This is a genomic window from Microcoleus sp. AT3-A2 (assembly GCF_036705685.1).
GTDB lineage: Bacteria > Cyanobacteriota > Cyanobacteriia > Cyanobacteriales > Microcoleaceae > Microcoleus.
Genome location: NZ_JAUBVF010000001.1, coordinates 84,190 through 99,836, shown reverse-complemented (window position 1 = coordinate 99,836; position 15,647 = coordinate 84,190). Strand labels below are relative to the sequence as shown.

The 15,647-nt window shown below is 42.6% G+C and carries 12 protein-coding genes; 5 read left to right on the top strand and 7 right to left on the bottom strand.

From position 1 onward, the window contains the following. The first annotated feature begins 8 nt into the window (after positions 1-8). The 4 genes from QUB37_RS00430 to QUB37_RS00415 all read left to right on the top strand — a co-directional run bounded on the left by QUB37_RS00430 (position 9) and on the right by QUB37_RS00415 (position 6,558). Positions 9-1,037 carry a PRC-barrel domain-containing protein gene (locus tag QUB37_RS00430; protein WP_333158037.1) on the top strand — a complete coding sequence of 343 codons (1,029 nt, stop codon included), beginning with the start codon at positions 9-11 and terminating at the stop codon, positions 1,035-1,037. A 327-nt stretch (positions 1,038-1,364) separates the two neighbouring features. Beyond that, on the top strand, positions 1,365-2,390 hold the full coding sequence (locus tag QUB37_RS00425) for an SGNH/GDSL hydrolase family protein (RefSeq protein ID WP_333158036.1): 1,026 nt from the start codon (positions 1,365-1,367) through the stop codon (positions 2,388-2,390). A gap of 142 nt (positions 2,391-2,532) precedes the next feature. Then, positions 2,533-4,713, top strand: a complete 2,181-nt coding sequence (locus QUB37_RS00420; RefSeq protein WP_333158035.1) for a hypothetical protein — start codon at positions 2,533-2,535, stop codon at positions 4,711-4,713. A gap of 12 nt (positions 4,714-4,725) precedes the next feature. Further along, on the top strand, positions 4,726-6,558 hold the full coding sequence (locus QUB37_RS00415) for a DUF6798 domain-containing protein (protein WP_333158034.1): 1,833 nt from the start codon (positions 4,726-4,728) through the stop codon (positions 6,556-6,558). 136 nt (positions 6,559-6,694) lie between these two features. On the opposite strand, the gene QUB37_RS00410 is transcribed toward QUB37_RS00415, so the two are convergent. The 4 genes from QUB37_RS00410 to rfbC form a co-directional block, all read right to left on the bottom strand. After that, positions 6,695-7,669 (bottom strand): glycosyltransferase family 2 protein, encoded by a 975-nt coding sequence (locus QUB37_RS00410; protein ID WP_333158033.1) that lies wholly within the window; start codon positions 7,667-7,669, stop codon positions 6,695-6,697. Positions 7,670-7,761: 92 nt separating this feature from the next. Next, on the bottom strand, positions 7,762-9,552 hold the full coding sequence (locus QUB37_RS00405; protein ID WP_333158032.1) for a hypothetical protein: 1,791 nt from the start codon (positions 9,550-9,552) through the stop codon (positions 7,762-7,764). A 106-nt stretch (positions 9,553-9,658) separates the two neighbouring features. Then, positions 9,659-10,531, bottom strand: a complete 873-nt coding sequence (gene rfbD, locus QUB37_RS00400; RefSeq protein WP_333158031.1) for a dTDP-4-dehydrorhamnose reductase — start codon at positions 10,529-10,531, stop codon at positions 9,659-9,661. Positions 10,532-10,533: 2 nt separating this feature from the next. Next, positions 10,534-11,079: a dTDP-4-dehydrorhamnose 3,5-epimerase gene (rfbC, locus tag QUB37_RS00395; protein WP_333158030.1), complete on the bottom strand. Its 546-nt coding sequence runs from the start codon at positions 11,077-11,079 to the stop codon at positions 10,534-10,536. Positions 11,080-11,129: 50 nt separating this feature from the next. Between rfbC and QUB37_RS00390 the strand changes: the two genes are divergently transcribed. Beyond that, on the top strand, positions 11,130-11,819 hold the full coding sequence (locus QUB37_RS00390) for a methyltransferase domain-containing protein (protein WP_333158029.1): 690 nt from the start codon (positions 11,130-11,132) through the stop codon (positions 11,817-11,819). Between the two features lie 84 nt (positions 11,820-11,903). On the opposite strand, the gene QUB37_RS00385 is transcribed toward QUB37_RS00390, so the two are convergent. The 3 genes from QUB37_RS00385 to QUB37_RS00375 are packed head-to-tail and all read right to left on the bottom strand — an operon-like array spanning position 11,904 to position 15,429. After that, positions 11,904-12,968 carry an NAD-dependent epimerase/dehydratase family protein gene (locus QUB37_RS00385; RefSeq protein WP_333158028.1) on the bottom strand — a complete coding sequence of 355 codons (1,065 nt, stop codon included), beginning with the start codon at positions 12,966-12,968 and terminating at the stop codon, positions 11,904-11,906. Then, on the bottom strand, positions 12,961-13,722 hold the full coding sequence (locus QUB37_RS00380; protein ID WP_333158027.1) for a glycosyltransferase family 2 protein: 762 nt from the start codon (positions 13,720-13,722) through the stop codon (positions 12,961-12,963). Before QUB37_RS00380 ends, QUB37_RS00385 begins: the two co-directional genes overlap by 8 nt. A gap of 3 nt (positions 13,723-13,725) precedes the next feature. After that, on the bottom strand, positions 13,726-15,429 hold the full coding sequence (locus tag QUB37_RS00375) for a hypothetical protein (RefSeq protein ID WP_333158026.1): 1,704 nt from the start codon (positions 15,427-15,429) through the stop codon (positions 13,726-13,728). Between the last annotated feature and the right edge of the window lie 218 nt (positions 15,430-15,647).

Sequence of the window (15,647 nt, the reverse complement as noted above, 5' to 3'; positions counted from 1 at the left end):
AAGTTAGAATGACATCCGAACAAATCTGCCAACGCTCCGATATTCTAGGCACTCAAGTCATCACCCGCGACAGAGGTAAACGCTTGGGGGTGGTTAGTCAATTGTGGGTGGACATCGATCGGCGGGAAGTTGTGGCGATCGGTCTGCGTGATAATATATTTGCGGTCGCTGGAATGCCGAAGTTTATGTTCCTCAGCAATGTCAGCGAAATCGGCGACGTGCTGTTGGTGGAAGATGAGAGCGCGATCGAAGATGATGTTGATGTTGAAGTCTACAGCATTTTGATTAACAGCGAAGTTATTACCGAAACCGGCGAACTTTTAGGTAGGGTGCGGGGCTTTAGGTTCGACCCCGAAGACGGTAAGTTAGTTTCTATAATTATCGCTTCCCTGGGAATCCCCCAAATCCCCGACCAAGTTCTCAGCACTTACGAGTTGGGGATTGAAGAAATTGTCAGCAGCGGCCCGAATCGCTTGATTGTGTTTGAAGGTTCCGAGGAAAGGCTCAGGCAGCTTAGTGTGGGTTTGCTGGAGCGCGTTGGTTTGGGCCAAGCACCTTGGGAACGAGAAGAGGACGAGGCAGGTTATTATCCGAAACCCGTGGCTACGGGAAATCAATTGGGCCCGGGCGTGCGGATACCTGCACCGGAAATGCGGAGCCGGGTAGCTGCGCCTGCGGTGGAGGAAGTTCCTTGGGACGAGGATTTAGACTGGAATCGGCCTGCGGTTCGCCAGCCGCCGATGCGCGCGGTGCAGGTACAGCAGCCTGAGCCAATAATCGACGATTACGACGATTACGAAGAGGATAATTGGGGCGGTGAGGAGGACGATTACGAGGAGGAGTACGAGGAGAAGCCGCAATACACTCGCGCTGAGATTTCTCGCCCGAAGCAGCCGGTGGTGGAGTACGAGTACGAGGATGATGTCGAGGCTGATGCTTGGGCTGACGATGAGGCACCGAAGCCTTACCAGGCTCCTAGGGTTAATATCCCTGAGAAAACTAAGACTCCTGAGTATGAGGAGGAGCCTGGTTATTAGGAATTAATCAATTAGCTCAAACCAATATTTTGCACTCTTCTTAAGAACGGGCAAGATGCCCGTTCCACAATCAAGTTTATTTTTTGTGGAACGGGCTTCTAGCCCGTTGCTGATATTGGTGCAAGATGTGAGTTTAAACTGAGATGTGGCACTATTCTCGCTTAACATGCAAGATGCCCGTTCCACAAAAAGTAGATTTTCTTGTGGAACGGGCATCTTGCCCGTTGCTGATATTGGTGCGCTCAATCTAATTAAATTAGATCCATGAACTAGATAATACTGGCATGGCAGTTTAGTATACTTTGGCTGACGTTTCATATTATGTTAATGAGCGAAAAAGACTTTGCTAAAAATGTTGCTTTCAGATTAATAACATATCTAATTTTTCCAATTTTTTTATCCACCACCACGGCTGAAATGGTCTTGCGAGTTGCGGGATACAAACCCTGGCAAATCGAAAATGTTGATGTTGCGGTGGAACCAAAAGGTAACTTTTTTACCAAAGACTCGGAACTAGGCTACAAGCATTTGCCCGGTAAATTCAAGGTGACACTTAATGGCAATTACTCATTTAATGCGACTCACCTCAATAATAGTTTAAGAATTACACATCCACTCAATACTTATAATCAATCCTCAAAGAAACCTGAACTTTGGATATTTGGCTGTTCTTTTACCTACGGTTGGTCATTGAATGACAGAGAAACTTATCCTTGGTTGCTGCAAGAGAAATTACCCAAATATGAAATAGTTAATTTTGGCGTTAACGGCTACGGCACGCTGCACTCATTGATTCAATTCAAAGAAGCACTCAAACAAGGAAATAAACCCAAAATTGCGGTGATTGCTTATGCGGGATTTCATGACCGCCGCAATACTTTATTAAGGGCGAGAAGAAAGCAAATGGCTGCTTGGAATAAACTGGGTATTTTATTCCAGCCCGATGCTAGGCTGAATGGAGAAAATAATTTTACCTACAACATGGCAAAACTTGAATATCGCGAGTTCCCCCTGATGCGGGTTTCTGCATTAAGCCATTTTTTGGAGGTTAATTACAATCAATTTGAAGAGGGATTGTATAGAAGCCATGAGGTTTCTAAGGCAATTATTGAAGAATTTAACCGTGTGGCTGAGGCTAATGGTGTTAAGTTAGTTGTGGCAGGAATTAATGCGGGTTCTGCTAAGATGTTGGAGGAGTTAAGTGAGGAGGGAATTGCTACGGCGGATATTTCGGTTGATTTGAAAATATCTGCTAATAATAATTTACCTCATGACCTTCATCCAAGTGCGATCGCCAATCGGCAATATGCAGAAAAGTTGGAAGGTTTTTTGCAACGTAGTGTTTTAAGGTAACAATCTTGGACGCGCATCCATACCAAAGAAACCGGGTTTTTACCGAAATTAAAGGCTTTGATGCAAGATTTTGGCAAAAAAACCCGGTTTCTGACTACCCGTGCCTCCAGGACTATACAATTGATTTAGGGTTGCTAGGCTGATGGGATTATTTGATTTTGTTTCTTTTAAATTGCCTCGAAAATTTATAAGTGATGGTTTTTTCCTGTTTTTACTTGTTCTTATAACAGTTGCAGTAACATCAATCTATGTATCCAGCGAACATACTTTTTATTGGTGGGATTATGCGGGCTACAACACTGCTACAGTCAACACGGCAAATTTATTTCGAGAGTCGCCAGATAAAGCATGGCGCGGAGTTATAGAATCGCTATCTAAGGAAAAAAACCTATTAATCTCTTTGCCGTTAGTGCCGTTTATTCTCTTATTTGGCGAGTCTCGGCTGAGTTACATTCTCAGTGTCTCCCTAATTTATGTGCTGCCGTTTCGCCTGTTGCTGGGGGCAATTTCTGCAAAACTAATTCCAGTTTATTCCCGCCGGGTGTTTTGGTCAACTGTGCTGCTGAGTTTATTAATTCCGATGAGTTGGATACCGACTCTGCGGGGATATCTAGATACTGGCGGGTGTGTTTTTGTAGCCTTGGCAATTTTGGTTTATTTGCAGGATGTTAAGCTGAAATCTTGGTGGAACATCCCGTTGATTGGGTTTTTGCTGGCGGCGGCTATTCTGTTGCGGCGCCATTTTGCTTATAGTGCGATCGCATTTTTTGGTGCAGCGACTTTACAGGCTTTCACCGAGTTTATTGTACTAATATACCGTAGGAAATCGGCATTGTCGTCTCCCAAAAACAAGGACGCGACAGTGCCGTTTCCCTACCGATGCTTGTTTGAATCCGGTGTAAAGTTAGGGTTAATTGCTGTAACTAGCTTGACTATTTTAATGTTGGTAGCGGGAGATTTTACTCGCAGTGCTCTGACGGTTGACTACCGCAATTTGTATGTCGCTTGGAGTTTGCCTGTAAATGATATTTTAACTCGTTATGCGGATTTTTACGGTTTAGGAACTTGGCTACTGGTACTGATTGGTTTTTCTGCGGGAATTCTCACCCGAATCCTGGTTCCGGCGGCGGCTATTTTTGTTTCGTTGTTTGGGGTTTTGTCGCTGATTGAATGGCTGTTAGTGTTGCGTTACGGGTACTTGCACTATACAATTCATATTACACCGATCGCACTTTTAGGAATATCCACATTTTTCTGGACAACTTGGCTGACACTCAAGGGAAAAGTCCGGTATTTGATGCTGGGCGCAGCGGGTTTGTACCTGGTTTTGAATGCCGCAGTCGGGTTAATTCCTCTCAAAATTGATTTGCCAAGACTGTTTGTGGGTAATTTTCCGCCGTTAGTGCGATCGGACTACGACGAAGTTGTAAAATTAGTAGAGTTTCTGCGAAAATTAGCACCCAACGAAGAACCAATTTATATTGCCGGTGCTTCTAACAGTTTTAATGCTAATATCCTCAGACAAGCCAACCGAAAATTAAACCCGCCGGAGGGTTGGTGGAAATTAAATACCATCGGGAGGCCGCAAATTGACTCGCGCGATACTTACCCGCTACCGGAGTTGTTGCAGTCACAATATGCGGTGGTTGCTGTACCTTTTCAGCAGGTGTTACCGACCGACGAACAAGTTTTGCGATCGCACGAACAAGATGTTGTTAAAGTTGTGTACGATGCCTTTACTCAAAACTGGGAAATTGCGCGCGATTTCCAATTGCTACCGGAACATTTTAAGCTAGAAAACGGCGTGACTGTCAGCGTTTATCGGAGGATGCGGCCGACTGATACAGCAACGGCAGTTAGGACTCTGGATGCGATGCAGCGGCAAATAGTCGATCGACCGGGCACGCAGTTAGATTGGATTAGTTTGCATCAATCAATCTACACAAGTGCCAATTATTCTGTCACTCAAGAATCGGATAACCTATATAAAATTGTAACTCATCCAATTAAAAACAGCAAGAAACTCGATACATCTTTCCTGTATTTAGGTTCCATCTCAGACAAAGCGAAAGTTACCGGCAAACTCAATTTACCTAACAAACAATGTCCGGGAGTTGCCCTGCGCTTGACTTTGTGGAACAAGCAAGGTAAATTAATAGACTCAGCAGAGATGGGTTATAGTCAAAAAAGTGCGATCGGCTTAAATCTATTAGTTGAGGGCAAAAATCCCCTTTATCTGCTGCTTGAGGTATTGAGTAGCAGCAAACAGGATTTAACAAACCAATGCCAACTGGAGATTAACAATTTAACTGTCAGTAGGTAAGTTGAACCGTCAATGCAAAAAAATCAAAAATCCCACTGGTATTTTAATCTATCTCTGTATACTTTTGTCATCATCGGTTCCCTGATGGCTACAGGCTATCTTTTCCCGATTGGAGGCAACTTCCCAGAAGTGCCGCCCATTCAATTTATGTTAAATCCTGAACTGTACAAAAATGACTATTACGTTCAGGAAATGGTTAAGTTTAATCCGAGATATTACTATTATTATATTATCTATTTGCTCGCCAACTTAGGAACAAGCATTCCCCTAGCGCACTTTATTTATCAATTCCTAGCCTTTGGTTCATTTATTCTCGCTTGCTACGCAATTATCAATATCTATACTAATTCCAAACTGCCTGCCGCAGCGATGGCTTTTTTATGTATAGCCGCTTCATTTACAGATGTTGGTAACACCCTGATATTTTCCACCAAATCAGTACCCAGTACCTTCGCAATGGGTTTCGCAATTTGGGGAATTTACTTTAGTTTACGCCAGAAATGGCTGACAGGATATTTCTTTTTTGGACTGGGTTGTCTGCTGCAATTTTTAGTTGGTTTGTTGCCTGGATTGATGATGGTTCCCGTTTTATTTATTGAATCTGTAAGACAGCGGAAGTTTAAAATATTGATTTTGGCGATCGCACTTTTAGCAGCAATGGCAAGTATCGTTTACGTACCGATGTTATTAACAGGTACTACCAGCACTCACACTATCGACAACGCCCAGTTTGTCTACATTCACGCGAAAGTCCGCAACCCCCACCACATCCTCCCGTCAAATTGGGATGTCGGGAATTGGTTCAACTTTATATGTTTCATAATGGGTGGCTTGCTGTGCATCAAAAATTCCGATTTATTGCCAAAAGAAGACAAGGTTAATTTTTATATCATTGTTGGTACATCCATTTTTGCACTGTTTCTAAATTACATATTTGTCGAAATTTATCCGCTGGCTTTTATCGCAAAACTACAGTTAGCTAGAACTGTACCTTTTGCTCAATTAATTATATTTATTGCTGTTGCTTTGACCGTCGAGCAACTTTACAGAGAAAAACAAATAGCTATTAGCTTCTCGCTGTTAGCTGTACTAACTTTGCCTTTTAGGGGCATCATTTTCTTAGGATTATCAGTTTGGCAAACAAAAAATTACGTATTGCCCAAACGATATAATATATTGTTGTGGATTTTTGCAGCAGGAACGGTTATTTTCAGCTTGATATATCCGCTGAGTGATTCATGGGAAATAATGGGCGATCGAATAATTAGCATCCCAATCTTTTTCTCAATCCTCGCCTTCCCATTCATTTTAAAAGAAACATCCCTAGCTACATCTATAAAACAAACTCTAACTCACACATTAGCCTTAATAACTACCGCCACCTTAGTTTTCGGAATAGCAGGAATTATGCCCAAACCTATATTAAATCTATTTCAAACAAGAGTTAATATCAATGCCGTTCCCAGAGATGACTTAAGCAAATTAGCTGTGCGATTTTCCCAAAGTAGCAGCCGCGATTCACTCGTATTAATTCCACCTTCAGTTACCAACTTCCAGTTTTTCTCCGAAAGAGCGATTGTCGTCAACTTCAAGAACTTTCCCTTTACCGAAAAAGGCATCAAAGAATGGCAAACTCGCATGGAAACCGTTTTAGGGGTTCCCTTAAACCCGCAAATGATTTGGGGAGGAAATGACTTTTTCATCCGACGCAGCAGTGCAGATTTAGTCAAAGTAGCCAGAAACTACCATGCCGATTATATCCTGACTCGCAGCGATTGGCATCCAAATATTGACGGAGAAATAGTAGAGCAAGAAGGCAAATGGATACTGTTTAAAATTAGATAATAAGTAATTGGTAAAACTTGTTAAATCCAAATATGACTTTTATCTTAGTCTGCGGAGGCAGACTTTGCTTGTGTAGAAGCAATTTCAATATCCGATTTATCTGCGTTAATCAGCATTAATCAGCCTTAATCTGCGGTTAAATATCAAAACCCGAATCATCAATAATTTCGCTAATTTGCTTGTCCACATAATCAGCATCCACATTCCGCGCCATCAACTCAGCTAAAATCCCCAAAGAAATCAACTGCACCGACAGAATTGTACACAAAATCCCAAAAAATAACAAAGGTCGATTGCCGATCGGTCCAAAATTCATCCCCGCCAAATTCAGAAACCAAATAACTATCAAATAACTCAGCGAAACAGTTCCAACCAAGCCAAAACACAATCCCAAGCCGCCAAACAAATGACCCGGTTTGTGTAAATACTGCGTCGTGGCTAACACCGTCAACAAATCAATAAATCCCCGCGCATAGCGTTCCCAGCCGTAATTAGATTTTCCGTGCTTTCGCGGATGATGTTCCACAACTACTTCGCCAATTTTAAACCCTAAATTGTTGGCTAAAGCTGGAATGTAGCGGTGCAATTCCCCGTACAATTTAATCGACTGCAAAACTTCCCTACGGTAAGCTTTAAAACCGCAATTCATATCGTGCATTTGCACCCCAGTCAGCAAACACGCAACAGCATTAAATAGCTTGGAAGGTAAAGTTTTAGAAAGCGGGTCGTTCCGCTGTTTTCGCCAACCGGAAACTAAATCAAATCCCGATTCTAAATGATGTAAAAACTTGGGAATTTCAGCGGGGTCATCCTGAAGGTCAGCATCGAGAGTAAAAATAATTATCCCTGCTGCATTGCGAAATCCTGCTGAAAGCGCGGCGGATTTGCCAAAGTTGCGGCGCATTTTAATCGCTTTAATTAGTTTGGGATGTTGGCTGGCTAAATCTGTGATTTCTTGCCACGAATAATCGCGGCTACCGTCATCTATGAAAATGACTTCGTAACTGTCACTTTCTGTTTGGAACATGACAAGTTGGATTTTTTCAAACAGTAATTTTATGGTGGCTTCTTCGTTGTGAACGGGGATTACGAAGCTGAGATGTTTTGGCATAGGGCTATTCTATTTCATTTGTGTTGTCAATGAGATTTTTTTATTAACCGCAGAGGGCGCAGAGGGCGCAGAGGAGGAGAAGGAGAGGTTTTTTAGTTTTTATTGATAACTTGGGAGTTTCGCAAGGCTACCCAACCTTTGCGGTTTTTAAAGGAGGCATAGGCTGTCAATAATTTATCGGTTGGTGATGTTTGAATGTATCCTCTCCAAGCTGCGAATTCGTAGGAAGGGCCAAACAATTTAACTAAATCTGGGCGGGGAAATCCTGACATGGCAAAACCTCGAACGACATTTTCTTGGTTGAGAATGGCAATACATTTTACATTGTTTTCGGGGTCTCCTACCCAGCCAATTACTCTGGAGGCGGCGGGGGCGAGTTTAGTTACTGTATCAAAAAATCCGGGTACTCCGTCTTTGGGCGCTGACAGTAAATTTCCGTCGATTTTTGTGTCTAATGCTGCACAGAAATTGTGTTTTTTAATGTCTCGGTTAAATGGCACTAAGTTGTTAGTTTTTAAGGCGTCGATTAACCCGACAAAAGCGGCGGGTTTGTTGCCTACGCGGTCTTTAATTAGCGTTACGTCGGTGATGCCTAATTGCAGTGATAATGCTACTAACGGTTGATAGGTTGCTCTGTGAGCGATCGCCATTGCAGTTTCACCTCCCACCCCGTACATTAAAATAATGGCAACTGTGGCGACTGCAAACACCGGTGTCAGCCAACGCCCTTGAATTCTTGGTGTTGGCTGCCACTCGCGCACCCACAATACTGTCAGCACAATTGTACTCATCCAAAACAAAGCTGGGAGTGTGGCGTAGCGGGAAGCGGTGGCCTGTTCGACGCCAAATCCCGATCGGCTAACCGCAGCCATTAACGCCGTTTGCAGCGTGTAAAGTTGGATTGATAGCCAAGGCAGCCAATCCGGGCGATCGACCTTTTTTATAAATAGCCAATAAGCCACAAAACCCGTCGTTGCAATCAAACCAATTATACCAATAATTGAAGCAAAAATAATATTTTCGCTAAATATTCCGCCGAGATAAGTGGGAATATATTCGAGAGTTTTGAGCGGGTTAATTTTAGTTAAAGAAGGGTGATGAGAAGGAGTTTTATAAGTTAAAAAATAAATACCAATCACCGCAATCGAAGCAATGAAATACAAATAAGTTATTCGCCGAGGAAACCGCAGCACAACAGCAGCAGCACACAATATCGGCCACAAAGCTAAAGGAGTGCTGTAACTAATACAGCCTAAAACGCCAAAAACAATGCTGCCAATTACCCACTTATTTTGTTTCCATCCTTCGTTACCAGGCTCTGCCTGGGAATTAATATCCAGAGGCTCCGCCTCTCTCTTACTTGACAAAAGCTTCACATAGGATTGCAAACAAAATATCGAACAAATCACAAATAAATTAGCAATTATCCAGTGAACACCGCTGAATCCCCGCATCCAATTGTGAGCCGCCGCCGGAGTAAAATTAAAAATAGAAATGCAAAGCAGTAGCGAGATAAATTGCCGGGGAAAACGCCTCAATTTTAATGGAAGCAGAGCAATTAATACGTGGCACTGAATCCAAGCCAAGAACCAGGCCACTAAACACAAACCAATATTTGAACCTTGGGTGACAACTATATTCAAACCATAAATAATTGCCGGAATCAAGACAAAATGCTCGTTCGCCCGAAATATCCAATTAAAAGGATTTGTAGAGAAACCGTCTACTGAATAAAAATTCCACGTCATCCACCAATAATCAAAATTAGACAAGTCTCCCGCTTGGGATATCAAGTACAAAATATATGACGCTGGTATTAGAATGCCGAGAACTGATGCGGCAATTAAAATATATTGTTGCTTGGTTTTCATGGATTCAGACATGGGGAGATTTTTAATTGGTAAAGGCGGGTTTAGGTGAGAAACTTTGGAAATAACAGGTAACTCATTAACAAAACCCGCCCTCGCGTTTTGAGTTTTCCTCAATTTTTTATTTCACTTCTCTTGCCAGCATTTTTCTGAGTCCTTGCCGCCAGTGGGGAGGATACGTGCCTAGAAGTGCTGATATTTTTACCGTAGAGAGGACAGAAAAAGCCGGACGTTTTGCTGGTGTCGGATATTCGGAGGTGGTGATGGGAATTACGCGCTGAACTTTTAGGGGAAGGCCGAGTTGTGCTGCTTCCTCAAAAATGGCGATCGCAAAATCGTACCAACTACAAACACCGCTGTTAGTGTAGTGGTAAGTCCCAAAATTTTCCGACCCAAGGAGAGGCATAATTTGCGAAGTCGCCGCACTTAAATCGCCCGTCCAAGTAGGACTTCCGATCTGATCTGCTACTACTCGAATTTCTTCCCTTTCCTTTCCCAACCTCAGCATTGTTTTAACAAAATTACCTTTGCCGCCGTTGCCGTAAACCCACGCTGTTCTAATAATAATATGGCGGCTTCCCGCTTTCCTAATTGCTTCCTCGCCTGCTAATTTCGACTTGCCGTAAGTTCCCAGCGGGTTGGTAGAATCTGTTTCCAAATAAGCAGAACTGTGGCTGCCGTCAAAGACATAATCAGTAGAAAAGTGAATCAAACTTGCTCCCAGTTTTTCGCATTCTTCTGCGAGAATTCCGGGTGCAATACCGTTGACAGCGTTTGCTAATTCCGGTTCGCTTTCTGCTTTGTCTACCGCAGTGTAAGCGCCCCCATTGACGACTAAATCCGGTTGAATTTCAGCCATTGCTTGACGGATGCTTTCGGGTTGTGATAAGTCGAGGCGAGTGCGATCGACCGCAATAACCTCTCCCGAAGATAATAAAATCGGCTGTAATTCTTGAGCTAGCTGTCCGCTGCCACCTGCGAGTAAAATTTTCATAATCAAAACACTTGAGCTCTTTTCAACGTTTGTCCAGCTTGGTCTTTAGCTGATAAGATTGGTTGGGCACCATCTAGCGGCCAGTCGATCGCCAAATCCGGGTCATTCCACAGGATACACCGCTCGTGTGCCGGTGCGTAATAATCTGTAGTTTTGTACAAAACTTCAGCCGTCTGGGAAACCACTAAAAAACCGTGAGCAAACCCCGCCGGAACCCAAAATTGCCGCTTATTTTCTGAACTAAGCAAACACCCAACCCACTGCCCAAAAGTCGGCGAACTTTTTCTAATATCCACCGCTACATCAAATATTTCGCCAGCAACTACCCGCAGCAATTTGCCTTGAGGCTGCTGCATTTGGTAGTGCAAACCCCGCAGCACATTTTTAGAGGATTTGGAATGATTGTCTTGAACAAATTGGGCAGTTACGCCTGTTTTTTCGACAAAAGTTTTGTGATTAAAACTCTCAAAAAAGAAACCGCGATCGTCTCCGAAAATTTTTGGCTCAATGATCAGAACTTCCGGTATTTCAGTAGATATAACATTCATAGTTGCCTGTATTGCGTGATAAACTAATACTCAGTCAAGGCTATTTTACTATGAAAACTGACACATATCTCAAAAAGTTGTACGCCAATCGATTTGATTCTCGACAAATGCAAGCCAAGGTGGCGCTCTGGAAAGTTTTAATTGACGAATTCTTACAATATTATGTTCCTCCCGAATCAGCAGTGTTAGATATTGGCGGCGGTTACTGCGAGTTTATAAATCAAATTCGGGCTAAAAAAAAATGTTTGATTGACCTCAATCCCGATTCAAAGTTATTTGCCAATAATGAGGTGAAGGTGCTTAATATTGATGTGTTGAATTGGGGCGATAAAGCTGATTTTATCGAAGAATTTGACCGGATATTTATCTCTAACTTTTTTGAACATCTCCGCAGTAAAGAAGAACTTATCCAAATTATCTCATTTTGCTTTGAGGCGCTTAGACCAGGGGGTTCTTTGTTAGTTATCCAGCCAAATTTTAAATATTCTTTCAAAGAGTATTATGATTTTATCGATCATCAATTACCGATTACCCACTTATCGCTGCAAGAACTTTTACAAACCGTCGGCTTTGAAATCGATCTAATTATACCGAGATTTTTACCATTTTCGACCAAAGGCAGACCGACATCGCCCTGGCTTTTAAAATTTTACTTAAAATTGCCTATTTTGTGGCGGTTTTTGGGAGGTCAAATGTTTGTTAAAGCATCGAAACAAAACAATAGAGGCAGAGCCTCATGACAGGCAATCCTAGTCATATGCAGGCAGAGAGATTCATCTGCGTTTAGCCGCGTTTATCCCCCTGTACCTACGGTTGAAAAATCGCTACAAAATCGAACTTAACACCACCTCATTAGCAGCAATCCAATTATAAATATCCTGCAAAGCTGCTTCCGGCCCAATAACAGGCCGCCATCCTGTTTTCTCCATCACCCTAGAAGAATCAGTAATAAAAATCGGAATATCCCCCGCGCGTTCCTCCAAAACAGGATTAATTGAAATCGATTTCCCGGTAATCTTTTGGCACAAATCAGTTGTCTCAACCAAAGAAAGACTGTTGATCACACCGCCGCCAACATTAAAAACTTCACCATCAAATTTGGCAAAGTTTTCTAACTGATAATTAACTAACCTCAACAAATCTTCAACGTGCAGTAAATCCCTAACTTGCTTCCCGCTGCCGCCAAAACCGATATAACTCAGCGACTTTTGAAAATAGTGAGCCGCCACCCACAAACCACAAACTCCCTGATCGACTTTACCCATTTGCCAAGCACCCGTAATTAACCCGCAGCGGTTAATAATTGCCGGCACATTGTATGCTTCCCTGTATTCCTCAATCAGCAATTCCGAAGCTAATTTAGTTGCTCCGTAAAGTGAACGGTGTCCTTTTAATGGGAAGTCTTCTGATATGCCCAACTCGGATATACCGGGTAAAGTTTGCTCAGGGGCGATCGCAAATCTATTCGGCAACTCTAACAGCTTAACAGACTTGACACTGGCGATCGGATAAACCCGACTCGTAGACAAAAACAACAAACTCGCACCAGTCTGTCTCGCCAACTCCAAAACATTCACAGTGCCCAGTAAATTCGTCTGCAAAACGTACTGTGGCGAACTAAAACCAGCCAGCACAGAAGGCTCCGCAGCACAATCTATAATGCAGTCAGCATTGAGTGCAACTGGATCTAAATCCGCCGCTGTGCGAATATCCCCGTAAACAAACTGAATTCCGCAATTTTTAAGCCGAGGCAGATTCAATTCTGAGCCTCGGCGACGCAGGTTATCTAAACAAATTATTTGCCATTCCGGGTGCAGTTTCTTCAGGCCAATTGCCAAACAACTGCCGATGAAACCGGCACCACCAACAATTAAAATTCTTTCAGGCATTCACTTTCAACTTTGCTATCTTTCTAGTCCGGTGGTAGTCGCCGCGAGACAGATGTTTTTCCAGCCAGACATACAAGACAATAAACAAATATCGACTGCCCATCTCTTTGATTTTCAGCTTAGAAATACCAGCAGTCCGATTGTACCACCTCAGAGGAATCACCGTATAGGAAAAACCCCGAACAATTGCTTTTAAAGGCAGTTCGACCGTCAAATTAAAATGATGACTCAAAATCGGTTGTACGCCTTCAATTACTTCTCTGCGGTAAATTTTAAAAGCATTAGTGACATCGCTGTAGCGCAGGCCGAAAATACTTTTGACAAACCAGTTTGCTAAGCGGTTAATTGCTAACTTGTGAATGGGATAATCAACTATAAAGCCACCTTTGATAAAGCGGGAACCGAAAACGCAATCATATCCTTCTTGCAACTTGCGGTATCCTGCTACCAAATCCATCGGATCGTCGGAAGCATCCGCCATCACAATTGCCACAGCATCTCCGTCAAATTCCGCCAATCCCCGGCGCACAGCAAATCCGAAACCATTCGGAGGTTGATTGTTGATGTATCTAACTGTGGGAAAAGTCTCTGACAACTCCTGGCAAATATCAATAGTTCGATCGACACTATTGTCATTCACAATCAAAATTTCGTGCGGAATGCCTTCTAAATCAAGCGTCTGGGCGATCGCCCGCACAGTACCGTACAAACAGCCCTCCTCATTGTGGGCTGGTATTATCACAGAAATTTTCACTCCTCATCCTCCGCGCAACTGGACAAACTGGTTGTCAACAGGATTATACACCCAAGCTTTTATTTCCGTTTGGGCGATCGGCAAATTATTATCCGACAAATCAACAGCCCACCTTGCATTATTGTATAACTCAGATTTTAAACTCTCAGCAATGTCGGGACTGTCCAAATTTACATAAGCGTTAGCAAAAAAAGATTGTTTATCGCCGACAGATAGCAGTACAATATTTGGTTGTTTCAAATTTCCTGGCAAAACCGCCCAACCAGCAGCCTTGACAGCATCCTTTGGCTTAACAGTCAAGGATTTATCGCTAGTTGGAGGTTTGTCTAAATAACCGTAAACTTTCTCGGTATTAGAAATAAAATCTACATTCTTCGCGAACTTGATCCAACCTATTTTGTCGATTATTGCAGCGCCTTCTCTCACCAGCCAAGTTTTTTTGCTCAGCACCCTCAAACAGCTTTCCGGCGAATTTTTGAAAAAATCCGACGGTTCCAGATAGTTAATTAACTGCAAACAATCTTGAGCGCCTTGTTTGTAAAGAAGTGCGGATCTAGTTTGGGCGATCGCCTGCTGAGAGTTAACAATAATTATCCCAATTAACAGCCCTGCTAACACCCGATAAACAAATTTATAGTTGCGATTTATGGTAGCAATCTTACCTCGGACAAACAATTGACCGAGCTGAACCAAAGCTATTAACAGCAAAATCGAATTAGTCGTATATCTCGACGATTCGAGCGCCTGAATCGCCCCAAATTCTGCCCTACCAGCCGTAATAAACAGAGCCGATAAAACCGAAAACAAACCTATTGACAGCCAAGGTAAAGCCTGACGATGCTCGGTAATCTTTCTCCCAAAGTGGAATCCCAAAAATAAAAAAGTTGCAAATATTAGCAATCCAACCAATGCTGAAATTCCAGGCGATCGCACAATTGGCGAACCCAGCAAGCTTAAAAAGTAATCAATAACTACAAGGGGCTTATTCAACAAGAAAATAAGACTTGCTTTCCGGCTAGGATGATAATCTATTGAGTAAACAGCACAAGTTGCTACAAACAGCAGCATCCATGCGATCGCTCTTTTTCGTTTCTGCGCTGCATTTCCCTCCAAAGCCACCACAGCCGGCATTGCAGCCAACCAAGACAGCAAGCCTTGAGCCAGCGAAAAACTCGCAACAAAGCAGAATACAGCAGCAATAGAGATTCTAATATTAGGCAATAATTTGTGATTTGAAACCAGCGTATAAACCGCAGCTACAAAACATAAATTCACAAAAAACCAAGCTAATTGAAATCCCCAAAGCCAGTTTTCGTGCTGAACTAGCGAGAAAAGCAAAATACAAGTTAAAATATTAGCTAAATGCCACAAATCATCCCCGACATTCTTAACTTGCATCGAGGATAACTTGTACATAGCAATAAAAGTTATCGCAGCCAAACCTATGCTGAGACACAACTGATAATTAATATTCCATCGGGAAGCAAAAGCCAGCACCGCAATAATTATTTTAGGGAAAAGTATGCGGTGGTTGCTGTGCAAAGCCCAAAAATCGTTAAAAGTTACATTTCCCGCAGCTATTTTTTCAAAAAGGCTAGCTAACCTCCACTCGTCATCAACGGGAACGTTAACGTTAAAATTCGCTACAAATCCGATTAACAGGACAACAGGAATTAGGTATAAAGTAAATAAGATAATTTTTTTCATCAATGTGCGATCGCACCGATTGCCATCACCATTTTATATCAACCCGGCTTAAATACCATTTATTTTTTAGTCACCGAAGGACGTTCGGCTAAGCTGAGTCTAGCAGCCAACGAAAGTTTAACTTTTGAGGGGTTTTAAGCACCTAATTTTATCAAGGACGTTGTATTTACTTATAGCGGTAAGGTGCGCTAGGCGCACCCTACTTCTTGATAGCCGTT